The organism is Pseudomonas taetrolens (assembly GCF_900475285.1).
Lineage (GTDB): Bacteria > Pseudomonadota > Gammaproteobacteria > Pseudomonadales > Pseudomonadaceae > Aquipseudomonas > Aquipseudomonas taetrolens.
The window spans coordinates 3,551,227-3,575,610 of record NZ_LS483370.1 but is presented as its reverse complement, the minus strand read 5'-3'; the positions used below and the strand labels follow the sequence as shown (position 1 = coordinate 3,575,610).

Here is a 24,384-nt window from a genome sequence, read left to right as displayed (position 1 = left end):
TGTCGACATGGCATTGCATGCACTCGGTAAATGCCTGTACTCATTGTCGCGATATTGCAGAGAGAGGCCCCTGTTGCAGCTATACAGGGGCTATGCAGGGAGGACTACTCGATCAGGGCAAAGTCTTCACGGCCCATTGGGTCTGGCGTGGTGCCACGAATATTGCCGCCGCGCCCTGGAGCAAATCCCGGGAAGAACACCAGACCTTCGGCTTCCAGGCTATAAGCCAGCGCCAGCCGGGTGACGTCGCGCACCGGCTCTCCGGCTTCGAAGCGTTGAATCGCCTGCACTGAGACTTTTGATTGCTCGCTCAGGTGCTCGAAGTTCCAGCCAAGCATTTCGCGGGCTTGTGTGCAGTGCAGTGGCGTGAATTGATTAATGATGATGCGTTCGAACGTGCTGCGCATGGCTGAATGAGGCATGGGGATTCTCCGGGGCTGAGTCGCTTTGAAAAAATACTGTGTTTTTATACAGTTGTTTTCAGGGGGGATCAAACTCAATTTGTTGATCGGTGCTGGCCGGTGAAATCTGCGTTCATTCTGCTTTTTCGGGTGTTTCAGGAGGCACCCGACGTCGAAGATTTCGATAATGGCTGATAAAAGCCAGCCGAAAAAAAGGGCTGCCCGCAGGCAGCCCTCTTGTTCAGCGTATAGCCTGGCCGGAGATTAATCCCAGCTCAAAGCGCCGCCAGTCTGGTACTCGATGACCCGCGTCTCGAAGAAGTTTTTCTCTTTCTTCAAGTCCATGATTTCGCTCATCCATGGGAACGGGTTAGTGGTGCCCGGGTATTCTTCTTTCAGGCCGATTTGCGACAGGCGACGGTTGGCGATGAACTTGAGGTAGTCCTCCATCATGGCCGCGTTCATGCCCAGCACACCGCGTGGCATGGTGTCGCGCGCGTATTCGATTTCGAGCTGGGTGCCCTGCAGGATCATCTGCGAAGCTTCTTCCTTCATTTCGGCGTCCCACAGATGCGGGTTTTCGATTTTGATCTGGTTGATCACGTCGATGCCGAAGTTCAGGTGCATGGATTCGTCGCGCAGGATGTACTGGAACTGCTCGGCGACGCCGGTCATCTTGTTGCGGCGACCCATCGACAGGATTTGGGTGAAGCCACAGTAGAAGAAGATGCCTTCCAGAACGCAGTAGTAGGCGATCAGGTTGCGCAGTAGCTCTTTGTCGGTTTCGACGGTGCCGGTTTCGAACTTCGGATCAGAGATCGAACGGGTGTATTTCAGGCCCCAGGTGGCTTTTTTGGCGACCGACGGGATCTCGTGGTACATGTTGAAGATCTCGCCTTCATCCATGGCCAGCGATTCGATGCAGTACTGATAGGCGTGGGTGTGGATCGCCTCTTCGAACGCCTGGCGCAGGATGTACTGGCGGCACTCGGGGTTGGTGATCAGGCGGTACACGGCCAGCACCAGGTTGTTGGCAACCAGGGAGTCGGCTGTGGAGAAGAAGCCCAGGTTGCGCATCACGATGCGGCGCTCGTCGTCGGTCAGGCCTTCCGGGTTTTTCCAGAGGGCGATGTCGGCGGTCATGTTGACTTCTTGCGGCATCCAGTGGTTTGCGCAACCGTCCAGATACTTCTGCCAGGCCCAGTCGTACTTGAACGGTACGAGCTGGTTAAGGTCGGCGCGGCAGTTGATCATCATTTTTTCGTCAACGGCAACCCGGGCGCTGGCGCCTTCGAGTTCGGCCAGGCCTTCTGCCACGTCGAGGTTGTCCAGTGCAGCCTTGGCGCGAATGATCGCTGCCGAGTCGGCGGCCGTTACGGCACGGGCTTCCTGGGCTGCTACGCCGCCAGCGGCGTCGAGGCGGTCCATGTTGGCTTCAGTTGCGTGGCCTGCGTTGGCGCCTTTAACGGCGACTTCGCCTTCGTCTTCTTTGTCGAATTCGTCCCAGCTCAGCATGACGTGTCGTCTCCTGCGTGAGGGCCTGTGCCCGTGTGGTAACACTGATGATTGGTTGTCACACGGCCATAAGGCCACTTGGATCTAAGAAATGTTGCTTGCAGTAGCGGTGTGCTCACGCAAAAACATGAATGTGTTGATTGGCTTGCCCATTAGCGCTGCTGAGGGGATGCATCGGTCTGTGCATCTCAACCTTGCCCTGGAGGGCTGGACAGCGTGGGGTTATAGCCCTTTAAAGGGATAAAACAAGCTCGTTTGAAGGCGCCAGTATACGGCTTTTGCACAGGGTATTTCAGCCAGTTTTTTTTCGTGGCGTGCGACGAAATGCCCTAAATCTTGCGAGGGGTGTGTATGGCTTAGGCTGGGCGCGGCTTTGGGCGAAAGCAAGTCTTTTCGCAGCCGATCAGGAATGTCGAATGACGCGGCTTGATTGTGGTCGGTGCTGGGCGTTGAAGGGGGAGATAGGCGCTGCCCGGTCGAAACCGGGCATCAGGCTCACGGGGTTTATCAGCTCAGACGAGCACCGTTGGTACGGTCATAGCCATCTTCAGCAAAGCCGGCCGAGCGGGTGCTGTCGTAGCCGTCTTCGGCAAAAGAGGCCGAGCGGGTATTGTCGTAGCCGTCTTCGGCAAAAGAGGCCGAGCGGGTATTGTCGTAGCCGTCTTCGGCAAAAGAGGCCGAGCGGGTATTGTCGTAGCCGTCTTCGGCAAAAGAAGCCGAGTGGGTACGATCATAACCGTCAGCGGCAAAGGCGGCGCTGGCGAGAACGGACAAACTTAAAGCCAAAAGATAAGAGCGTTTCATTTAATAGTTCCTGGCGATAAAGGCGCAGGCAGGCAACGGTTCAACGGCCATCAAGTTGCATTGAAAGTTGCAGTTAAGCGCCATGAGGGATCGCTTGATTACGTGAGTTGATTGACGGGTTCAGATAATCAATCAACCGTTGGAGCAGCCGTTGCCCATCACGCGATATTCCAAGGTGTGCTGCTTGCCTTGCGAGTCTTCGTAGACCATCTGGGCCGGTACGACCTCGCAAACACTCGGGATTTCGCTCATGGAAATCACTTTGGCGATATCCAGTTCCGAAGAGTAGGAATACTGTTCAACGGCAGGTTGCTGGCTGGAAACTTGAGTGTTCACTTCATCAGCCATGGCGGTAAAGCACACACTGCTGAGGGCCAGAACTAACAACGCTTTCATTTCTTGATTACCTGTTTTGGGGCGAGTGGGGTCACGCAGCCCTTGTGAGGCTACGTGTGAAACTGAAGTAGTTAAGAGCGACTAAACATGCCTTCGTGGGGGCTGTAACTTGCGTTAATCGCAGTGCCTTGGTTGGCGAGATGAATTTTAGGCCTGTGCCGGGCAAGCATATAGAGGGGGTTTTGATAAAGACTGTTGACAGATTCCGTAACAATCGTTGAAAACGGGAGGGCGTAGTGAGTGTGTGTCGGCACCGTGCTGAACGCTGAAACGCTGCAAGTACTGTTCTTGAGCCTTCGCAAGAAAAACCACGGTTTTTCTACGTATTTCTTACTACCAACGTCGAATGGTTCTCAGGCCTTGGCCCGGCTACAACAGGGTCATAAAACAACAACTACAAACATTGAGGTATGAAACATGAGTGCCGCTTCCCTGTATCCCGTACGCCCTGAAGTCGCAGCCAATACGCTGACTGATGAGGCGACCTACAAGGCGATGTACCAGCAATCCGTCGTCAACCCCGATGGTTTCTGGCGCGAGCAAGCCAAGCGTCTCGACTGGATCAAGCCTTTCACTACCGTCAAGCAAACCTCTTTCGATGACCATCATGTCGACATCAAATGGTTTGCCGACGGGACTCTCAACGTTTCCTACAACTGCCTGGACCGCCACCTTGCCGAGCGCGGTGACCAGATCGCGATCATCTGGGAAGGCGACGACCCTTCCGAGCAGCGCAACATTACCTACCGCGAGCTGCATGAAGAAGTCTGCAAGCTTGCCAACGCCTTGCGCGGCCAGGACGTTCACCGCGGTGACGTAGTGACTATCTATATGCCGATGGTTCCCGAAGCCGTGGTCGCCATGCTGGCGTGTACCCGCATCGGTGCCATCCATTCGGTGGTTTTCGGCGGCTTTTCTCCCGAAGCTCTGGCAGGCCGGATCATCGACTGCAAATCCAAAGTGGTGATTACAGCTGACGAAGGCCTGCGTGGTGGCAAGCGCACGGCACTCAAAGCCAATGTCGACGTGGCACTGACCAACCCCGACACTTCCAGCGTGCAGAAGATCATTGTGTTCCAGCGCACAGGTGGCGACATCGCCTGGTACAAGCACCGTGACATCTGGTACCACGATCTGATGGCCGTGGCTTCGACCCATTGCGCCCCGAAAGAGATGGGCGCTGAAGAGGCTCTGTTCATCCTTTATACCTCTGGCTCCACAGGCAAGCCCAAGGGCGTGCAGCACACGACGGGCGGTTACCTCCTGTATGCAGCGCTGACCCATGAGCGCGTGTTCGATTACCGTCCGGGTGAAGTTTACTGGTGCACCGCCGACGTGGGCTGGGTCACGGGCCACACCTATATCGTGTACGGGCCGCTGGCCAATGGTGCGACCACTGTATTGTTCGAAGGTGTGCCGAACTATCCGGATATCACCCGTGTCTCGAAGATTGTCGACAAGCATAAGGTCAACATCCTCTACACCGCGCCTACCGCTATTCGCGCCATGATGGCTGAAGGCCAGGCGGCGGTGAAGGGTGCTGACGGCTCCAGCTTGCGTCTGCTGGGGTCGGTAGGCGAGCCGATCAATCCGGAGGCCTGGAACTGGTACTACACCACCGTGGGCAAGGAGCGTTGCCCGATTGTGGATACCTGGTGGCAGACCGAAACTGGCGCCTGCATGATGAGCCCGCTGCCGGGGGCGCACGCACTCAAGCCGGGTTCTGCGGCACGTCCGTTTTTCGGTGTGGTGCCGGCGCTGGTGGATAACCTGGGCAACCTTATAGAGGGTGCGGCCGAGGGTAATCTGGTCATCCTGGATTCATGGCCGGGTCAGGCGCGAACGCTCTATGGCGATCACGACCGTTTCGTCGATACCTATTTCAAGACTTTCCGTGGGATGTACTTCACCGGTGACGGCGCGCGTCGTGACGAAGACGGTTATTACTGGATTACCGGGCGCGTGGATGACGTGCTCAACGTTTCGGGTCACCGCATGGGGACCGCCGAAATCGAAAGCGCGATGGTGGCTCATCCCAAAGTCGCTGAAGCCGCGGTTGTCGGTGTGCCTCACGATATCAAGGGGCAGGGGATTTATGTCTATGTCACCCTCAATGGCGGAGAAGCTCCGAGCGAAGAGTTGCGTCTTGAGCTGAAAAACTGGGTGCGCAAGGAGATCGGTCCGATTGCTTCGCCGGATGTCATTCAGTGGGCGCCGGGGTTGCCGAAAACGCGCTCAGGCAAAATCATGCGTCGCATCCTGCGCAAGATTGCCACCGGTGAATATGAGGGCCTGGGCGATATTTCGACCTTGGCTGATCCGAGTGTGGTGCAGCATTTGATCGAGACGCACAAGTCGATGAGCGCCGCGTAACACCAGCTGTGCTTTCTGGAGCCCCGTCCGGTCTTGCCGGGCGGGGCTTTTTGCTGGGCGGGCGATGTGCTGCGTCTTCCTTCTGCGGGCGCGAGGTAGAGGGCGGTGTTACCGACGATGTAACCGTGCGCACGAAAACGGGGCCTTGCTACACCCAAAGCACTGTTTTAGAGCCGTTTTAAGTGCGTATATGAATAAGATGAAACGCTACACTTGCCGGAATAGAAGGCTTTGCGAATAATAGGCCCGCTATTTGCAACTCACATAGGTTCTATGTCTTTTGCTCTTGCATAAATTTGAAGAGCTGTCAACGCTTGGGGTCGCCTTTCTCGGTGCATCTGTAATTTGTTGTCGCATTGAAGAAATAACGGCTTGAAGCCTGTCGTTAGAATGCCGATCACTCGCTCGTCGATGTTGTGCTGTTCACAGTGCAACGCCAGTAGGACGTGGCGCCGCATTCCCGGTTTAACCTCCGCACATTGGGCTTTTGCTCACTCTGCATTTATTGCCCTTTACCGATGGAGTCCTAAGATGAAGAAACTCGTGCTTCTTGGCGCCCTGGCACTGTCCGTGCTGTCCCTGCAGGCTTTCGCTGATCAAAAACCTCTGAAAATTGGTATTGAAGCCGCTTACCCTCCGTTCGCTTCCAAAGCACCGGATGGCAGTATCGTGGGCTTTGACTACGACATCGGTAACGCGCTGTGCGAGCAGATGCAGGTCAAGTGCGTTTGGGTCGAGCAAGAATTCGATGGTCTGATCCCTGCACTGAAAGTGCGCAAGATCGACGCGATCCTGTCCTCGATGTCCATTACCGAAGACCGTAAAAAGTCTGTCGACTTCACCAACAAGTACTACCTCACACCGGCGCGTCTGGTGATGAAGGAAGGTGTAGTGGTCGGTGACAGTCTTGATGAACTCAAGGGCAAAAAAATCGGCGTTCAGCGTGGTTCGATCCATGACCGTTTCGCCAAGGAAGTGCTGGCGCCTAAAGGTGCCACCGTTGTTCCTTACGGTTCGCAGAACGAAATCTACCTTGACGTGCAGGCCGGTCGCCTTGATGGCACCGTGGCCGATGCCACCTTGCTGGAAGACGGTTTCCTGAAAACCGACGCCGGCAAAGGTTTTGCGTTCACAGGTCCAGCGTTCACCGACGTCAAATACTTTGGTGATGGCGTGGGTATCGCTGTGCGCAAGGGCGACGCCCTGAAAGACAAGATCAACGCCGCTATTGATGCCATTCGTGCGAACGGCAAATACAAGCAAGTCCAGGACAAATACTTCAACTTCGATATTTACGGTCAGTAATACATCGCAGCGGTACGTCCGAAATGGCGCAAGCAGCAGAGTTTCTGAAGTTTGCGCCATTTTTTCATCTTAATTTTCGAGGACCTGAATCATGTTGAAAGGCTACGGGGCTGTCATCCTCGATGGCGCTTGGCTGACGCTTCAGCTCGCCTTGTCGTCCATGGCCCTGGCCATAGTTCTAGGTCTGATTGGTGTTTCATTGCGCCTGTCGCCAGTGCGCTGGCTGGCCTGGCTGGGCGATTTGTACTCAACGGTAATCCGCGGGATTCCCGATCTGGTGCTTATCCTGCTGATTTTCTACGGAGGCCAGGACTTGCTGAACCGCGTCGGGCCAATGCTGGGCTACGACGACTACATTGATTTGAACCCGTTGGCAGCCGGTATCGGCACCCTCGGCTTTATCTTCGGTGCCTACCTGTCCGAGACCTTTCGTGGGGCCTTCATGGCGATACCCAAGGGGCAGGCTGAAGCCGGGATGGCGTATGGCATGAGTCGTTTTCAAGTGTTCTTCCGGGTGTTGGTGCCGCAGATGATTCGCCTGGCGATTCCTGGGTTTACCAATAACTGGCTGGTGTTGACCAAGGCCACGGCCCTTATTTCGGTGGTCGGCCTGCAAGACATGATGTTCAAGGCCAAGCAGGCGGCAGATGCCACCCGCGAGCCGTTCACCTTCTTCCTGGCCGTTGCAGCGATGTACCTGGTACTGACCAGTGTTTCGCTGCTGGCATTGCGACAACTTGAGAAGCGCTACTCGGTAGGCGTAAGGGCGGCTGATCTATGATCTTCGACTACAACGTCATTTGGGACAGCATGCCGCTGTACCTGAACGGAATGCTGGAGACCCTGAAGCTGTTGGGTATCTCGCTGTTTTTCGGTTTGCTGGCAGCGCTCCCGCTGGGGCTGATGCGGGTATCCAAAAATGCCTGGGTCAACCTGCCGGCCTGGTTGTTCACTTACGTGATCCGCGGCACGCCGATGCTGGTGCAGTTGTTCTTGATCTACTACGGGCTGGCTCAGTTCGAAGCGGTACGCGAGAGCGTCCTGTGGCCGTTGTTGTCCAGTGCAACCTTTTGCGCGTGTCTGGCATTTTCCATCAATACCAGCGCCTACACCGCTGAAATCATTGCCGGCAGCCTCAAGGCCACGCCCAATGGCGAGATCGAAGCCGCCAAGGCGATGGGCATGTCACGCGCCAAAATGTATCGCCGTATCCTGCTGCCATCGGCCATGCGCCGGGCGTTGCCGCAATACAGCAACGAAGTGATCATGATGCTGCAGACCACCAGTCTGGCGTCCATCGTGACCCTGATCGACATTACCGGGGCTGCTCGTACCGTGAATGCGCAGTATTACTTGCCGTTCGAGGCCTACATCACCGCGGGTGTTTTCTACCTGTGCCTGACCTTCATTCTGGTGCGCCTGTTTAAACTGGCCGAGCGCCGCTGGCTGGGCTATATGGCCCCGCGCAAGGCCTGACCCATGGAACGGATCGAGCATCTGTTGCCGTGGAGCAGCCTGGGCAGCGAGCGCCGGTTGTCGGTGTTTCGTTTCGGTGTCGGCGAGCGCAAGGCTTACATTCAGGCAAGTCTGCACGCGGACGAGCTGCCGGGGATGCGCTGCGCTTGGGAACTGAAAAAGCGCCTGGCCGAGCTTGAAGCTCTGGGTGCCTTGAACGGTGTGATCGAATTGGTGCCCGTGGCCAATCCGCTGGGCCTTGGCCAGTTATTGCAGGGCAGTCATCAGGGGCGCTTCGAGTACGGCAGTGGCAAGAACTTCAACCGCGATTTCGTGGAGTTGAGTGAGCCAGTGGCGGAAAGGCTGCAAGGGCGATTGGGCGATGACCCGCATGCCAATATCCGTTTGATTCGTCAGACGATGCTGGAGGTGCTGGCTGAGTTGCCGCCAGCTGCCAGCCAGCTTCAGGGTATGCAGCGCGTTTTGCTGAGTCATGCCTGTAACGCCGATATCGTGCTCGATCTGCATTGCGACGCTGAAGCCGCATTGCACATGTACGCTTTGCCTCAGCATTGGCCACAATGGCGTTCGCTGGCAGCACATTTGAATATGCGGGTTGGCTTGCTCGCCGAGGATTCAGGCGGGAGTTCGTTCGATGAGGCTTGTTCTTTGCCGTGGCTGCGGTTGCAGCGCGAGTTCGGCGAGGCGCAGATTCCTTTGGCCTGCATGGCCACCACTCTGGAGCTGGGTGGGCAGGCAGACACCGGGCGAGCAGAGGCCGAAGCCTATGCTGAAGGTATTCTGGCGTTTCTGGCCGAGCAGGGCTTGATCGCCGGGAGCTGGCCTGAGCCACAGTACGAAGCCTGTGAAGGCGTGCCTTTTGAAGGGACTGAGTTGTTGTTTGCACCGCACCCCGGTGTGGTGAGTTTTTTACGCCCGGCGGGCGCCTGGGTTGAAGCCGGCGAGCCGCTGTTTGAAGTGATTGATCCTTTATCTGACCGGGTCAGTACGGTATGCGCAGGCACGGCCGGCGTATTATTTGCCGTTGAGCGACTGCGTTATGCCCAACCCGGTTTCTGGCTGGCCAAAGTGGCGGGGCGCAAGCCTTTGCGTCACGGGCGCTTGCTCAACGACTGACTGTTTTTGTGAGAACCGACAGCATGTACAAACTTGAAGTCCAAGACCTGCATAAACGCTATGGCAGTCACGAAGTGCTCAAAGGTGTGTCTCTGGCCGCCAAAGCTGGCGATGTCATCAGCATCATCGGTTCCAGTGGCTCAGGCAAAAGCACCTTTTTGCGTTGCATAAACCTGCTCGAGCAGCCGCATGCCGGCAAAATCCTGCTCAATGGTGAAGAGCTCAGGCTGGTTGCCAACAAGGACGGCGCGCTCAAGGCTGCTGATCCCAAGCAGTTGCAGCGCATGCGTTCGCGGCTGTCGATGGTGTTTCAGCATTTCAATCTGTGGTCACACATGACGGCGCTGGAAAACATCATGGAAGCGCCGGTGCATGTACTGGGCATGTCCAGGTCCGAGGCGCGAGACAAGGCTGAGCACTACCTGAACAAGGTCGGTGTCGCTCACCGCAAGGACGCTTACCCGGGGCATATGTCCGGTGGCGAACAGCAGCGCGTGGCCATTGCCCGTGCGCTGGCGATGGAGCCCGAAGTCATGTTGTTTGACGAGCCGACCTCAGCCCTCGACCCGGAGCTGGTCGGTGATGTACTGAAGGTGATGCAAGACCTGGCTCAGGAAGGCCGGACCATGGTGGTGGTGACTCACGAAATGGGCTTTGCCCGCGAAGTGTCGAACCAGTTGGTATTTCTGCATAAGGGTATCGTTGAAGAAAGTGGCAACCCGCGTGAGGTGCTGGTCAACCCGCAATGCGAGCGCCTGCAGCAGTTCCTGTCTGGCAGTCTGAAATAACCGCACTCTTTAGACTGCCGTTGTGCACCAAAATAGGTCATGCTCCGCATCCTGCGCAGCTGGCCTAGGCTGAGTGTTTGGCGCATTTGGTTTTTATCCCCCCCGTTTTCGTTCCGGATAGCACGCTATGACCGCCCATCGAATTGGTTTCCTCATTTGGCCCAGCACCAAAGCCTTGACTCTGGCGCTGGCAGAGGAAGCGTTGCGTGTTGCTCAGCGCGTGCATCCTGAAGTCGTATACGAACTGCTTTTCTTGCAGGCCGAGCCTCCCGCTGAAGGTGCCTGGCAATTACCCGGTGAGCCGTGGGTCGGCAAGCTTGAAGGCTGTCAGAAGCTGTTTTTGCTGGCGGACGAACCGCCCGCAGGCATAGCGCCGGCCTTGAGCAGTGCGCTCAAGCAACTGGTGCGTGCCGGCTGTGTAATAGGCGGGCTTTCGGCCGGGGTTTACCCATTGGCGCAACTGGGCCTGCTCGATGGTTATCGGGCTGCGGTGCATTGGCGCTGGCAGGATGACTTTGCCGAGCGCTTCCCCAAGGTGATCGCCACCAGCCATTTGTTTGACTGGGATCGTGATCGCTTGAGTGCCTGCGGCGGGTTGTCGGTGCTGGATCTGCTGCTCGCGGTCCTGGCCCGTGATCATGGGGCCGAGCTGGCGGGGGCGGTGTCTGAAGAGTTGGTGGTGGAGCGTATTCGTGAAGGGGGAGAGCGTCAGCGCATTCCGTTGCAGAATCGTCTTGGCTCCAGTCATCCCAAGTTGACTCAGGCCGTATTGTTGATGGAGGCCAATATTGAAGAGCCGCTGACCACCGATGAAATTGCCCAGCACGTCTGTGTCTCCCGTCGGCAACTGGAACGGATCTTCAAGCAGTACCTCAATCGCGTACCAAGCCAGTATTACCTTGAACTGCGTCTGAACAAGGCGCGACAAATGCTGATGCAAACCAGCAAGTCGATCATTCAGATCGGCTTGTCGTGCGGTTTCTCTTCCGGGCCGCATTTCTCCAGCGCCTATCGCAACTTCTTTGGCGCTACGCCTCGCGAAGACCGCAACCAGCGCCGCAGCAGCAGCCCGTTCGAGTTGTCTTCGGCCCCGGCCGAACGCGGCTAGGTCCGCAAGGTTTGCACGTGGCTTGAGTCGCAGGCGGTTCGCTCCTCAGGATCGGCCCCGGTTCAAGGTGTGAGCAGCGTGCGACGCGGGCTTTGCCTTGGAACATTCTCGAGACAAAAGTCTTTTCTCCGTTCTCTCAGCGTTTAAACTGCGCCTTTGCGACGAAATATGTCGCATTGCCGTAAACCCGGTGAAACCGTGGTTTGGCGCTATAAGAAGTTGTCGCTTGGCGACAAGGCCGCAACACCATCTGTCCTTACAATCCCCCATCGCTCGCCATTTTAGGCTGGCGTTCCTCTTCAGGAGACTCCGATGTCCGTTGAGCAAGCCCCGGTGCAACGCGCCGATTTCGACCAAGTCATGGTTCCTAACTACGCACCTGCGGCCTTTATTCCTGTGCGCGGTGCCGGTTCCCGAGTGTGGGACCAGGCGGGCCGAGAGCTGATCGATTTCGCGGGTGGTATTGCCGTTAACGTCTTGGGTCATGCGCATCCTGCCCTGGTCGGAGCGCTGACCGAGCAGGCCAATAACCTGTGGCACGTGTCCAACGTCTTCACCAACGAGCCGGCACTGCGCCTGGCCAAGAAGCTGGTCGAGTCGACGTTCGCCGAGCGTGTGTTCTTCTGCAATTCCGGTGCCGAAGCCAACGAAGCCGCCTTCAAGCTGGCCCGTCGTGTTGCCCACGATCGTTTTGGTGCCGAGAAATACGAAATCATTGCCGCACTCAACAGCTTCCACGGTCGTACGCTGTTCACCGTGAACGTGGGCGGGCAGTCGAAGTATTCCGACGGTTTCGGTCCAAAAATTACCGGCATTACCCATGTACCGTTCAATGATCTCGCAGCGCTGAAAGCGGCGATCTCGGACAAGACCTGCGCTGTAGTGCTGGAGCCGATTCAGGGTGAGGGCGGCGTGCTACCGGCCGAGCTGGCTTACCTGCAAGGTGCCCGCGATCTGTGTGATCAGCACGATGCGTTGCTGGTGTTCGACGAAGTGCAAACCGGCATGGGCCGTACCGGCGAGTTGTTTGCCTACATGCATTACGGCGTCACCCCGGACATCCTGACCAGCGCCAAGAGCCTGGGCGGTGGTTTTCCGATTGCGGCCATGCTGACCACAGAAGCGCTGGCCAAGCACCTGGTGGTCGGTACTCACGGCACCACCTACGGCGGCAACCCGTTGGCGTGTGCCGTGGGGAACGCGGTCATTGACGTGGTGAACACCCCTGAAGTGTTGGGCGGCGTGAGAGCCAAGCACCAGCAGTTCAAAACCCGCCTGGAACAGATTGGTCAGCAATACGGCCTGTTCACTGAAGTCCGCGGTTTGGGCCTGTTGATCGGTTGTGTATTGAGCGATGCCTGGAAAGGCCGCGCCAAAGACATTTTCAATGCCTGTGAAAAAGCAGACCTGATGATTTTGCAGGCCGGTCCCGACGTGGTGCGTTTCGCACCAAGCCTGGTGGTCGATGATGCGGATATCGAAGAAGGTCTGTCGCGTTTTGAGCGCGCTGCGAAAGCGCTGACTCAAGCCTGAGTGTGATCTCGACGCCCGGACTTCCGGGCGTCGAACCGAATTTTATGTGCCGAGCCTGATTCTCATTTCATTCAAATACCCCTGTAGGAGCGAGCTTGCTCGCGATAGCGTCTCTGGTCGTTATCCCCATCGCGAGCAAGCTCGCGCCTACAGGTTTGGTTGAAATCCTGCTCGGTATTTTCCTATGTAGTGAAAGGATTAAGGAGTGACACCATGCTGGTGATGCGCCCCGCGCAAATGGCTGACCTGGACGAGGTACAGCGTCTGGCTGCGGACAGCCCGATTGGTGTCACTTCATTGCCGGACGATATCGAGCGCCTGCGTGACAAGATCGCTGCGTCCGAAACATCCTTTGCGGCCGAAGTCAGCTTCAATGGCGAAGAGAGCTATTTCTTTGTGCTTGAAGATACCGCCAGCGGCAAACTGGTGGGCTGTTCGGCCATCGTGGCGTCGGCCGGTTATTCGGAGCCGTTCTACAGCTTCCGTAACGAGACCTTTGTCCACGCTTCACGTGAACTGAAAATCCACAACAAGATTCACGTTCTGTCGCAGTGCCATGACCTCACCGGAAATAGCCTGCTGACCAGTTTCTATGTGGTTCCGGAGTTGGTGGGCTCGGCCTGGTCCGAACTCAACTCCCGTGGTCGCCTGCTGTTCGTGGCCAATCACCCGGAGCGGTTTGCCGACTCGGTGGTGACTGAAATCGTCGGTTACAGCGATGAGAACGGTGATTCGCCATTCTGGGATGCCATTGGCCGCAACTTCTTCGACTTGAACTATGCTGCCGCCGAACGCTTGTGCGGGCTGAAAAGCCGCACCTTCCTCGCTGAGCTGATGCCGCATTACCCGATTTACGTGCCGTTGCTGCCTGATACCGCCCAAGAGGCGATGGGGCAAGTCCATCCGCGTGCGCAAATCACCTTCGACATCCTGATGCGCGAAGGCTTCGAGACCGATCACTACATTGATATTTTTGATGGCGGCCCGACGCTGCATGCCCGGGTTTCGGGCATTCGCTCGATCGCCCAAAGCCGTGTGGTGCCGGTCCGGATCGGTGAGCTGATCAAAGGCGGTGGGCGACAGTACCTGGTGGCCAATGCCCAGTTGCAGGACTACCGCGCCGTGTTGCTGGAGCTGGACTGGGCGCCAGGCAAGCCGGTCACGCTGGATCTGGAAGCGGCCGAAGCGCTCGGTGTTGGCGAAGGTGCCAGTGTACGAGTGGTTGCGGTTTAACGCCTTTGAGCGAGTTTCGCGGGGTTCGTCAGCGAGCCCTGTTTGAGGAGATAGCATGATCGTTCGTCCTGTACGCAATAGCGATTTATCGGCTCTGATCGAGCTGGCCCGCAGCACGGGCACCGGCCTGACCACGTTACCGGCCAATGAAGAGCGTCTGTCGCACCGTGTTGGCTGGGCTGAAAAAACCTTCCGTGGCGAAGCCGAACGCGGCGATGCGGATTACCTGTTCGTGCTCGAGGACGACGACGGCAAGGTGGTCGGTATTTCGGCAATCGCCGGCGCTGTCGGCCTGCGTGAGCCCTGGTACAACTTCCGTGTCGGGCTGACCGTCAGCGCCTCTCAGGAGCTGAGTATTTATCGTGAAATTCCGACGCTGTTCCTGGCCAATGACCTGACCGGCAACTCCGAGCTGTGCTCGCTGTTCCTCAGTGCCGATTACCGCACCGGCCTGAACGGCCGCATGCTGGCCAAGGCGCGGATGTTGTTTATTGCCGAGTTCCCCGAGCTGTTCGGCAACAAGATCATTGCCGAAATGCGCGGGATGTCCGACGAGTCCGGCCGTTCACCGTTCTGGGAAAGCCTGGGCCGGCACTTCTTCAAAATGGAATTCAGCCAGGCTGACTACCTGACCGGCGTGGGCAACAAGGCGTTCATTGCCGAGTTGATGCCCAAATTTCCGGTGTACACCTGCTTCCTGTCGCCGGATGCCCGCGCAGTGATCGGCAAAGTGCATACCGACACTGAGCCTGCCTTGAACATGCTCAAGAGCGAAGGTTTCAGTTACCAGGGTTATGTCGATATTTTCGACGCCGGCCCGGCCGTGGAGTGCGAGACCAGCAAGATCCGCGCCGTTCGCGACAGTGAAGCGCTGGTGTTGTCCATCGGCACGCCGGGTGATGATGCACCGGCCTACCTGATCCACAACCGCAAGCGCGAAGAGTGCCGCATCACCGCAGCCCCTGCGCGGTTGGCGGCAGGCACGCTGGTGGTCGACAAACTGACCGCCAAGCGTTTGCAACTGAGCGCCGGCGATCAAGTGCGGGCAGTTGCGTTGTCTGCTCAACCAGTTGCCTCACGGGAGTCGAAATAATGAGCATGTTGTATATCGCAGGTACCTGGCAGGACGGGCAGGGCGAAGCCTTTGAATCGTTGAACCCGGTGACGCAGCAGGTGCTGTGGGCCGGTCGCGGCGCAGATGCTGACCAGGTGGATGCTGCCGTCAAGGCAGCCCGCGAGGCATTTCCGGCCTGGGCCCGGCGCTCTTTCGAAGAGCGTCTGAGCGTGCTCGAAGCTTTCGCTGCCAGCCTGAAAAGTCATGCTGACGAGTTGGCCCGCTGCATTGGTGCCGAAACCGGCAAACCGTTGTGGGAGTCGGCCACCGAAGTCACCAGCATGATCAACAAGGTCGCGATTTCGGTACAAAGCTACCGTGAACGCACCGGTGAAAAAAGTGGCCCGCTGGGGGATGCAACGGCAGTGTTGCGGCACAAGCCCCACGGTGTTGTGGCGGTGTTTGGTCCGTATAACTTCCCGGGGCACTTGCCCAACGGGCATATCGTTCCGGCGTTGCTCGCGGGTAACAGCGTGGTGTTCAAGCCCAGCGAACTGACCCCGGCGGTGGCAGAACTGACGGTCAAATGCTGGATCGAGGCGGGCTTGCCGGCCGGCGTCTTGAACCTGCTGCAAGGCGCACGCGAAACCGGCATCGCGCTGGCGGCTCATGGGGGCATCGATGGCTTGTTTTTCACCGGTTCCAGCCGTACCGGCAATGCATTGCATCAGCAGTTTGCCGGTCGCCCGGACAAAATCCTGGCGCTGGAAATGGGCGGCAATAACCCGCTGGTGGTCGATCAGGTGGCTGATCTGGACGCCGCGGTCTACACCATCATTCAATCAGCGTTTATTTCGGCCGGGCAGCGTTGCACCTGTGCCCGTCGTTTGCTGGTGCCGCAAGGCGCGTGGGGCGACAGCCTGCTGACGCGCCTGGTTGAGGTCAGCCAGAGCATCGAAGTCGGTGCATTTGACCAGCAACCTGCGCCTTTCATGGGGTCGGTGATTTCCATCGGTGCAGCGCGCACCTTGATGGAGGCCCAGGAAGTCTTGCTGGCGAATGGCGCGGTGTCCTTGCTGGAAATGACCCAGCCAGACGCTAACGCCGCGTTGCTGACCCCGGGTCTTATCGATGTGACCGAGGTGAGCGAGCGCTCGGACGAAGAACTGTTCGGGCCGTTGCTGCAAGTGATTCGCTACGCTGACTTTGATGCGGCAATTGCTGAGGCGAACAACACGGCCTTTGGTTTGGCGGCGGGTTTGCTGTCGGACTCCGAAGCGCGTTATCAGCAGTTCTGGTTCGAAAGCCGCGCCGGGATCGTCAACTGGAACAAGCAACTCACCGGTGCCGCCAGCAGCGCACCGTTTGGCGGCGTGGGAGCCTCGGGCAATCATCGCGCCAGCGCCTATTACGCGGCGGATTATTGCGCGTACCCGGTGGCGTCCCTGGAAACCCCAACCCTGACCTTGCCTGCGGCCCTGACCCCGGGCGTGCGCTTGTAAGCAGACCGGGTCGCCGCGGGAGCCAAGCCCCGCACGACCCCGGGCCCTGAGGGCCGGGGTCACGCCCCGATGCATCGCCGCCTGCGCCAGTCGCTACACAATTTAACCGTTTGCTGGAGCCTCACCGATGAAATCATTTGAAGTCAATTTTGACGGTTTAGTGGGGCCGACCCATAACTATGGCGGTTTGTCGTTTGGCAACGTCGCCTCCCAGAGCAACAGCCAGCAGGCTTCCAACCCGAAGGAAGCTGCGCTGCAAGGTCTGGAAAAAATGAAAGCGCTGATGGACATGGGATTTGTCCAGGGCGTGCTGGCCCCGCAAGAGCGCCCGGATGTCGGAGCCTTGCGTAGCCTGGGGTTCAGCGGCAGCGATGCACAGGTCATTGCCCAGGCGGCCAAACAGGCGATGCCGCTGCTGGTTGCCAGTTGCTCGGCCTCGAGTATGTGGGTGGCCAACGCCGCCACGGTCAGCCCGAGCGCAGATACGGCTGACGGTCGGGTGCACTTCACCGCAGCCAACCTCAATTGCAAATTCCACCGCAGCATCGAGCACCCGACCACCAGCCGGGTGCTGGGTGCCATGTTTGCCGATCAACAGCATTTTGCGCACCACGCGGCGTTGCCGGCAGTGGCTCAATTTGGTGATGAGGGTGCAGCCAACCACACGCGTTTTTGCCGGGATTACGGCGAAGCGGGCGTTGAGTTCTTTGTGTTCGGGCGCAGTGCGTTCGACAGCCGTTACCCGGCCCCGCAAAAATACCCGGCGCGCCAGACCCTCGAAGCCTCTCAGGCGGTGGCCCGACTGCACGGCCTGAGCGAGGAGGGCGTGGTATTCGCCCAGCAAAATCCGGACGTGATCGATCAGGGCGTGTTCCATAACGATGTGATCGCGGTTGGCAATGGCGAGCTGCTGTTCCATCACCAGGATGCATTCCTCAACACCGATCAGATGCTGGCCGAATTGCACGGCAAGCTGGCTGCCCGGGGCGGCAACTTCCAGTCCATTTGTGTGCCGCGCGATCAGGTGGCGGTGGAGGACGCAGTGCGTTCCTACCTGTTCAACAGCCAGTTGCTGAGTCGCCCTGACGGTTCAATGCTGCTCATCGTTCCCGAGGAGTGTCGCGCCAATCCGCGGGTCTGGCAGTATCTGCAAGGCTTGACGGCCGCGGGTGGTCCGATTCGCGAGGTCAAGGTGTTTGATCTCAAGCAGAGCATGCAGAACGGCGGTGGCCCGGCTTGCCTGCGGTTGCGCGTCGCACTCAATGAAACCGAGCTCGCGGCGGTTAACCCGGGGGTTATCATGACCCCTGCGCTGTACGACACGTTGACCGGGTGGGTGAACAGGCACTACCGCGATGCCCTGCGTGAAAGCGACCTGGCGGACCCGCAATTGTTGATTGAATGCCGTACGGCACTGGATGAACTGACGCAAATCCTTAAACTGGGCGCGGTTTACCCCTTCCAGATCAATTGAGCCTGTGCGTGCCTGTGCGTTTGGCGCACCTGGGCACGCCTTTTCACCGAGCGAGAACGAAATCATGAGCGATACCCTGAAGCTGATCCTTGAAGACACCGATGGCACCCAGCTGGAAACTTCCTGCACCCGTGTCGCCGTCATGTGGCAGGGCAAAGAGTTGTGGATCCAGCAAGACGGCCGTGGGCAGCTGCTGATCGGCGTAGACGTTGAGGAAGGTGATGCTGAATACGCCAACCTGCTGCTGCGTCCATTAGCGACTAACCTTGTCAGCCTGCAACTGGAGATGGAGCCGGCAGACCTGAGTGATGACGAAGACGGTCACGTGCACGGTCCAGACTGCAATCACTGATTAAGGAAGCACTATGCTCGCTCTCGGCAAACTGCTTGAACTGACCCTGGCCGGACGTGAACCGGCCGAGAAGACTCAACTGACTGTCGACGGCGTGCGGATGCGCTGGCTGGCCGAGGGGGCACTTGAAGTGCGCCCTCCCGAGGCCCGCGACAACGGCATGGATGTGCTGTTGTCGGCCGGCATCCACGGTAATGAAACAGCACCGATCGAGTTGCTCGACCGCCTGTTGCATGACATTGCGCGGGGCGATGTAAAACCCCGTGCCCGAATTCTGTTTTTGTTCGGCAACCCTGCGGCCATGCGCACTGGCGCAAGGTTTGTCGAAGAAGACCTCAATCGGCTGTTCAACGGTCGCCATGAGAACAGCAGTGGTCCGGAGGCCTTGCGTGCGTGCGAGCTTGAGCATTTGGCCGAAACGTTTTTCAGCCAACCGGACCGCACCCGACTTCACTACGACCTGCACACGGCGATTCGGGGTTCGAAAATCGAACAGTTTGCGCTCTACCCTTATAAAGAGGGGCGTGCGCACTCTCGCGAAGAACTGGCCCGCTTGCGCGCTGCCGGCATGGAAGCGGTGTTGTTGCAGAACAAGCCTTCGATTGTATTCAGTGCCTACACCTACGATCGGCTCGGCGTCGAGGCGTTCACCCTTGAGCTGGGCAAGGCACGACCGTTCGGGCAGAACGCGGGGGTCAACGTTACGCGACTCGAGCGACGTCTGGAGCAGATCATCGAAGGGACGGAGCCGCCTTTGGCGGATGAATCCCTGGAGGGCTTGCAGCTGTTCAGCGTGGCCCGTGAAGTGATCAAGCACAGTGATGCGTTTATTCTGCATTTGCCGGCGGATGTCGAGAATTTCAGTGAGCTGCCCAAAGGCTATCTCTTGGCGCAGGACACGCCTCAGACCCGCTGGGTCATTGAGGAAGAGGGCGCCCGGATTATCTTCCCCAACCCCAAGGTGAAGAATGGCCTGCGTGCCGGCATGATCATCGAACCCGTGAGCTCGATGGCTTTTGCCTAGTTTTTCCGGCCAATACCCGCCCGTGTCCACAAACAAAAACAGGCCCTGAAAGGGCCTGTTTTTGTTGGCAGGGCAATTACACTGCGCGTTTTTGCTGGGTATCCATGCGCTTGATGTTGCGGATTTTCTGCAGGGTATCGACGCAGGTTTTTGCGGCTTCCTGGCCTTTGTGCACGAAGTGCTCAAAGTAGAAATTCTGGTGTTCTTCGCCGGCATGGAAGTGATGCGGTGTCAGGCTTACCGAGAATACCGGGACTTCGGTTTCCAGTTGAACCTGCATCAGAGCGCTGACGACAGACTGTGCAACGAAGTCATGACGGTAGATGCCGCCATCGACCACCAGTGCGGCCCCGACGATACCGGCATAGCGGCCGGTCTTGGCCAGCAGCTTGGCGTGCAGCGGGATTTCAAACGCGCCACCCACTTCATAGAAATCGATATCGCTTTCCTGATAACCCTGCACCAGCATTTCGGCCAGGAAGCCTTTGCGGCTCTGGTCGACAATCTCTTTGTGCCAGCAGGCCTGGATAAACGCTACACGCTCGTTGTGGTGGTTTTTGCTTTTGCTGTCGATTGCGGTGGGTTGCATGTTCTGACTCCTGTTTGTGTGAAAAACAGGGCATATGAATCGAATGGGATTTAAGGGTGCGTTCAGGCGGGTCATACAGAGCGATTCTGCATCGGTACATCCCCGCCTGATTGACGGCCCTTTGGCGCCAATCCCGTTCTCTCTTCATCCGGACTATGACCGTCGGCCCCGGGATCACACCGGGTCTGCTGACCTTGCCATGCCTCAGCCAAAGCTGTCGGCGCTGTCAAGCGCTCGCGGGCTAGACGCATTGCGCGCCATTACCGCCGGTGGGGAGTTACACCCCGCCCTGAGAACGTTGCCACCAGCCTTTCTGGCGGCGGACATTTTGTATCACATATATTTCACGGATGCATCGATGCTTTTTGCTAATAGCCATCAAGATTTCAGATCGGTTTGTCCGCGCATGACCCGCAATGCCCGAAATGTGACGGTTATGGGCTGTAGTCCCCTTGTTAGACAGGGATTCGTGCGATTAGCATCAAGGCTCCTTTGACATGGCCGAGGCTTCCAAATGACTGACATCGATCTTCGCAGTGACACAGTGACCCAGCCTAGCGTCGGCATGCGCGAGGCTATGGTGCAGGCCCCGCTTGGGGATGATGTGTATGGCGAGGATCCGGCGGTGAACAGGCTGGAAAGCGAGCTGGCATTGCGCCTGGGGTTTGCCGAGGGGCTGTTCGTGCCGTCGGGAACCATGAGCAATTTGCTGGCCCTGATGGCCCATTGCGGACGTGGCGATGAGTACATCGTCGGTCAGCAGGCCCATACCTACAAATATGAAGGCGGCGGTGCGGCCGTTCTGGGTTCTATTCAGCCGCAGCCGCTGGAAGTCCTGGCGGATGGTTCGCTGGACCTGGGACAGGTGGCCGCGGCCATCAAACCCGACGATTTTCACTTCGCCCGCACCCGTTTGCTGGCGCTGGAAAACACCATGCAAGGCAAAGTGCTGCCCGCCGAGTACCTGGCCGCCGCCAGTCGCCTGACCCGCGAACATGGCCTGGCGCTGCACCTTGATGGCGCGCGGCTGTACAACGCGGCGGTAGAAATGGGCGTGGACGCGAAAGAAATTACCCGGTATTTCGACTCGGTGTCGGTGTGCCTGTCCAAGGGCCTGGGCGCGCCAGTGGGGTCGGTGCTGTGCGGCACGGCTGACTTGATCGCACGAGCCCGGCGTTTGCGCAAAATGGTCGGGGGAGGCATGCGCCAGGCCGGTCAGTTGGCGGCTGCCGGGCTGTATGCGCTGGATCATCAGGTTGAGCGTCTGGCCGATGACCATGCCCATGCCCGGTTGCTGGCGGACGGCTTGCGCGCCTCGGGTTATGCGGTCGAGCCGGTACAGACCAATATGGTGTACGTTCAGGTGGGTGAGCGGTGTGACGCGCTCAAAGCCTTTGCGGCCGCACGCGGCATTCGCTTGAGTGCGGCTGCGCGACTGCGCATGGTGACGCACATGGATGTCAGTCGTGCGCAGATTGAGCAAGTGGTCGACGTTTTTGCTGATTTTTCCCGCCAATGAGCTTGCAATCCGTCCAATTGCTTGTCGCTATCGTATAAACACGCTGTACCCGGGGCGAAGGGCCGATATAATGCGGCCCTTTGCGAGTCGCACTGTCGATTGACGTGATTTACTTGCCTCTGGCCGCAGCCTCCGTGGAAGAACCTATGAAAAGCGCAGAAATCCGTGAAGCCTTCCTTCGCTTCTTCGAGGAGCAAGGTCACACCCGTGTCCCTTCCAGCTCCTTGGTCCCGAATAACGACCCGACCCTGCTGTTCACTAACGCGGGGATGAACCAGTTCAAGGACTGTTTCCTGGGTCAAGAAAAACGTGCCTACACCCGAGCGACCAGCAGCCAGAAGTGCGTGCGCGCCGGCGGCAAGAACAGCGACCTGGAAAACGTCGGTTACACCGCGCGTCACCACACCTTTTTTGAAATGCTCGGCAACTTCAGCTTTGGCGATTACTTCAAGAAAGACGCGATCAATTTCGCCTGGACCTTTCTGACCGGCGTATTGCAGCTGCCGAAAGACAAGCTCTGGGTGACTGTCTACGCCAGCGATGACGAAGCCTACGATATCTGGACCCAAGACGTCGGCGTGCCTGCCGAGCGCATGATCCGTATCGGCGACAACAAGGGCGCACCGTACGCGTCGGACAACTTCTGGACCATGGGCGACACTGGTCCGTGTGGCCCGTGCACCGAGATTTTCTACGACCACGGCCCTGAAATCTGGGGTGGTCCACCGGGCTCGCCAGACGAAGACGGTGATCGTTACATTGAAATCTGGAACAACGTGTTCATGCAGTTCAACCGCACCGCCGATGGCGTGTTGCATCCGTTGCCAGCTCCGTCGGTCGACACCGGCATGGGCCTGGAGCGGATCAGTGCGGTCATGCAGCACGTTAACTCCAACTACGACATTGACCTGTTCCAGAGTCTGCTGAAGGCATCGGCTGAAGCGATCGGTTGTGCCAATGAGGGCCAGGCGTCGCTGAAGGTTGTGGCTGACCACATCCGTTCGTGCAGCTTCCTGATCGCTGATGGTGTACTGCCTTCCAACGAAGGTCGTGGCTACGTGCTGCGTCGCATCATTCGCCGCGCATGCCGTCACGGCAACAAGCTGGGTGCGACCGGTAACTTCTTCTACAAGATCGTCGCGGCCCTGGTGGCCGAGATGGGTGGCAGCTTCCCGGAGCTGGTACGCGAGCAGTCCAACATCGAACGCGTACTCAAAGCTGAAGAAGAGCAGTTCTCCAAGACCCTGGAGCAGGGTCTGAAAATCCTCGAGCTGGATCTGGCTGAGCTCAAGGGCACCGTGGTGCCGGGCGATGTCGTGTTCAAGCTCTACGACACCTATGGCTTCCCGATGGACCTGACGGCCGACATCGCCCGTGAGCGTAACCTGACCGTGGACGAAGAAGGCTTCGAGCGCGAGATGGAAGCCCAGCGTGTTCGCGCACGTTCGGCCAGCTCGTTCGGGCTGGACTACAACACACTGGTCAAGGTCGACGTGCCAACCGAGTTCATCGGTTACAGTGCGACCCAGGGCTCGGCCAAGGTTGTAGCGCTCTATAAAGACGGCCAATCGGTTGCCAGCCTGAATGAAGGCGACGAGGGTGTGGTTGTTCTCGATCAAACCCCGTTCTACGCCGAGTCTGGTGGCCAGGTCGGTGACTGCGGTTACCTGCAAGCGGGTGCTGCCCGTTTTGACGTGCGCGACACGACAAAAGCCGGTGGCGCTTTCCTGCACCACGGTATGGTGGCTGCAGGCGGCCTGAAGGTTGGCGAAGTCGTAGAAACCCGTGTGGATGCCGATGTGCGTCACGCCACGGCGTTGAACCATTCGGCGACCCACTTGCTGCATGCCGCCTTGCGCCAGGTGCTGGGCGAGCACGTTCAGCAAAAGGGCTCGCTGGTCGACAGTCAGCGCATGCGTTTTGACTTCAGCCACTTTGAAGCCATCAAGCCAGAGCAGATCAAGGCCCTGGAAGATATCGTCAACGCCGAGATTCGCAAGAACACCCCGGTCGAGACCGAAGAGACCGACATCGAGACTGCCAAGCAAAAAGGCGCCATGGCGCTGTTTGGCGAGAAATACGGCGACAGCGTACGCGTGCTGAGCATGGGCGGCGCTTTCTCGGTTGAACTGTGCGGCGGTATCCACGCCAAGCGCACCGGTGACATCGGCCTGATGAAGATCATCAGCGAAAGCGGTGTAGCCTCGGGTATTCGCCGGATTGAGGCCGTTACCGGTGCGGCAGCACTGGCCTACCTCAATGCAGCCGAAGAGCAGCTCAAGGAAGCGGCAACCCTGATCAAGGGTTCCCGTGAAACCCTGCTCGACAAGTTGTCGTCCGTGCTGGAGCGCAATCGCCAGCTGGAGAAGCAACTTGAACAATTGCAGGCCAAGGCCGCAAGCGCTGCCGGTGACGATCTGTCATCGTCGGCAGTGGACGTAAAAGGCGTGAAAGTGCTGACCGCTCGCCTGGACGGTCAGGATGGCAAGGCGCTGCTGGCGCTGGTAGACCAGCTGAAGAACAAGCTCGGTCGTGCAGTGATCCTGCTCGGCAGTGTTCATGAGGACAAGGTTGTATTGGTTGCAGGCGTAACCAAGGACCTGACTGGCCAACTCAAAGCCGGTGATTTGATGAAGCAGGCTGCTGCGGCAGTGGGCGGGAAGGGCGGTGGTCGTCCGGATATGGCGCAGGGTGGCGGTGTTGATGCTGCGGCCCTGGACGCTGCGTTGGCCCTGACTGTGCCATTTGTCGAACAGGGTATCTGAGGTCCAGCACGCGTCGTCTGGTGGCGGCGCGTTGTTTGAATGATAAATGGGCGCCCT

21 protein-coding genes and 1 riboswitch are annotated in these 24,384 nt (G+C 58.2%); of the genes, 16 read left to right on the top strand and 5 right to left on the bottom strand.

Annotation, left to right across the window (positions count from 1 at the left end; translation table 11 throughout):
* Positions 1 to 104 precede the first annotated feature (104 nt).
* From DQN55_RS16490 to DQN55_RS16475, 4 genes are all read right to left on the bottom strand, one after another.
* Positions 105 to 422, bottom strand: a complete 318-nt coding sequence (locus DQN55_RS16490) for a helix-turn-helix domain-containing protein (protein WP_048379069.1) — start codon at positions 420 to 422, stop codon at positions 105 to 107.
* A gap of 243 nt (positions 423 to 665) precedes the next feature.
* Entirely contained in the window at positions 666 to 1,916 is a 1,251-nt protein-coding gene (locus tag DQN55_RS16485) for a ribonucleotide-diphosphate reductase subunit beta (RefSeq protein WP_048379071.1), read from the bottom strand.
* A gap of 507 nt (positions 1,917 to 2,423) precedes the next feature.
* Positions 2,424 to 2,720: a hypothetical protein gene (locus tag DQN55_RS16480; protein WP_048379073.1), complete on the bottom strand. Its 297-nt coding sequence runs from the start codon at positions 2,718 to 2,720 to the stop codon at positions 2,424 to 2,426.
* Between the two features lie 132 nt (positions 2,721 to 2,852).
* Positions 2,853 to 3,116 carry a DUF2790 domain-containing protein gene (locus DQN55_RS16475; RefSeq protein WP_048379075.1) on the bottom strand — a complete coding sequence of 88 codons (264 nt, stop codon included), beginning with the start codon at positions 3,114 to 3,116 and terminating at the stop codon, positions 2,853 to 2,855.
* Between the two features lie 417 nt (positions 3,117 to 3,533).
* Here DQN55_RS16475 and acs point away from each other — a divergent pair, with 417 nt between their 5' ends.
* The 14 genes from acs to astE all read left to right on the top strand — a co-directional run bounded on the left by acs (position 3,534) and on the right by astE (position 19,454).
* The gene (gene acs / locus DQN55_RS16470) at positions 3,534 to 5,489 is read left to right on the top strand and encodes an acetate--CoA ligase (protein ID WP_048379077.1); all 1,956 of its coding nucleotides are present in this window, start codon (positions 3,534 to 3,536) and stop codon (positions 5,487 to 5,489) included.
* A gap of 531 nt (positions 5,490 to 6,020) precedes the next feature.
* Positions 6,021 to 6,794 (top strand): ABC transporter substrate-binding protein, encoded by a 774-nt coding sequence (locus DQN55_RS16465; protein ID WP_048379079.1) that lies wholly within the window; start codon positions 6,021 to 6,023, stop codon positions 6,792 to 6,794.
* A 91-nt stretch (positions 6,795 to 6,885) separates the two neighbouring features.
* Positions 6,886 to 7,575 carry an ABC transporter permease gene (locus DQN55_RS16460; protein ID WP_048379081.1) on the top strand — a complete coding sequence of 230 codons (690 nt, stop codon included), beginning with the start codon at positions 6,886 to 6,888 and terminating at the stop codon, positions 7,573 to 7,575.
* Positions 7,572 to 8,270, top strand: a complete 699-nt coding sequence (locus DQN55_RS16455) for an ABC transporter permease (RefSeq protein ID WP_048379085.1) — start codon at positions 7,572 to 7,574, stop codon at positions 8,268 to 8,270. Before DQN55_RS16460 ends, DQN55_RS16455 begins: the two co-directional genes overlap by 4 nt.
* Positions 8,271 to 8,273: 3 nt before the next feature.
* The gene (locus DQN55_RS16450) at positions 8,274 to 9,386 is read left to right on the top strand and encodes a succinylglutamate desuccinylase/aspartoacylase family protein (protein WP_048379094.1); all 1,113 of its coding nucleotides are present in this window, start codon (positions 8,274 to 8,276) and stop codon (positions 9,384 to 9,386) included.
* Between the two features lie 23 nt (positions 9,387 to 9,409).
* Entirely contained in the window at positions 9,410 to 10,174 is a 765-nt protein-coding gene (locus DQN55_RS16445) for an ABC transporter ATP-binding protein (RefSeq protein ID WP_048379096.1), read from the top strand.
* Positions 10,175 to 10,301: 127 nt separating this feature from the next.
* Positions 10,302 to 11,282, top strand: a complete 981-nt coding sequence (gene argR, locus DQN55_RS16440) for a transcriptional regulator ArgR (protein ID WP_048379098.1) — start codon at positions 10,302 to 10,304, stop codon at positions 11,280 to 11,282.
* 312 nt (positions 11,283 to 11,594) lie between these two features.
* Positions 11,595 to 12,815, top strand: a complete 1,221-nt coding sequence (locus DQN55_RS16435) for an aspartate aminotransferase family protein (protein ID WP_048379100.1) — start codon at positions 11,595 to 11,597, stop codon at positions 12,813 to 12,815.
* A gap of 213 nt (positions 12,816 to 13,028) precedes the next feature.
* Entirely contained in the window at positions 13,029 to 14,048 is a 1,020-nt protein-coding gene (gene aruF / locus DQN55_RS16430; protein WP_048379102.1) for an arginine/ornithine succinyltransferase subunit alpha, read from the top strand.
* Positions 14,049 to 14,103: 55 nt separating this feature from the next.
* Positions 14,104 to 15,141, top strand: a complete 1,038-nt coding sequence (astA, locus tag DQN55_RS16425; RefSeq protein ID WP_048379103.1) for an arginine N-succinyltransferase — start codon at positions 14,104 to 14,106, stop codon at positions 15,139 to 15,141.
* On the top strand, positions 15,138 to 16,604 hold the full coding sequence (gene astD, locus DQN55_RS16420) for a succinylglutamate-semialdehyde dehydrogenase (protein WP_172601061.1): 1,467 nt from the start codon (positions 15,138 to 15,140) through the stop codon (positions 16,602 to 16,604). Before astA ends, astD begins: the two co-directional genes overlap by 4 nt.
* Before the next feature lie 127 nt (positions 16,605 to 16,731).
* Positions 16,732 to 18,078 carry an N-succinylarginine dihydrolase gene (gene astB, locus DQN55_RS16415; RefSeq protein ID WP_048379107.1) on the top strand — a complete coding sequence of 449 codons (1,347 nt, stop codon included), beginning with the start codon at positions 16,732 to 16,734 and terminating at the stop codon, positions 18,076 to 18,078.
* Between the two features lie 64 nt (positions 18,079 to 18,142).
* A complete protein-coding gene (locus DQN55_RS16410; RefSeq protein WP_048379564.1) occupies positions 18,143 to 18,430 on the top strand; it encodes a hypothetical protein in 288 nt (95 codons plus the stop codon).
* 13 nt (positions 18,431 to 18,443) lie between these two features.
* The gene (gene astE, locus DQN55_RS16405) at positions 18,444 to 19,454 is read left to right on the top strand and encodes a succinylglutamate desuccinylase (RefSeq protein ID WP_048379110.1); all 1,011 of its coding nucleotides are present in this window, start codon (positions 18,444 to 18,446) and stop codon (positions 19,452 to 19,454) included.
* A gap of 76 nt (positions 19,455 to 19,530) precedes the next feature.
* On the opposite strand, the gene DQN55_RS16400 is transcribed toward astE, so the two are convergent.
* Positions 19,531 to 20,043 carry a 6,7-dimethyl-8-ribityllumazine synthase gene (locus DQN55_RS16400; RefSeq protein ID WP_048379112.1) on the bottom strand — a complete coding sequence of 171 codons (513 nt, stop codon included), beginning with the start codon at positions 20,041 to 20,043 and terminating at the stop codon, positions 19,531 to 19,533.
* Positions 20,044 to 20,174: 131 nt separating this feature from the next.
* Positions 20,175 to 20,344: riboswitch (FMN riboswitch) on the bottom strand.
* Positions 20,345 to 20,557: 213 nt separating this feature from the next.
* On the opposite strand from DQN55_RS16400, the gene ltaE reads away from it, so the two are divergent.
* The gene (gene ltaE / locus DQN55_RS16395) at positions 20,558 to 21,562 is read left to right on the top strand and encodes a low-specificity L-threonine aldolase (RefSeq protein ID WP_048379114.1); all 1,005 of its coding nucleotides are present in this window, start codon (positions 20,558 to 20,560) and stop codon (positions 21,560 to 21,562) included.
* 146 nt (positions 21,563 to 21,708) lie between these two features.
* Positions 21,709 to 24,327, top strand: a complete 2,619-nt coding sequence (gene alaS / locus DQN55_RS16390) for an alanine--tRNA ligase (protein WP_048379566.1) — start codon at positions 21,709 to 21,711, stop codon at positions 24,325 to 24,327.
* The last annotated feature ends 57 nt before the right edge of the window (positions 24,328 to 24,384 follow it).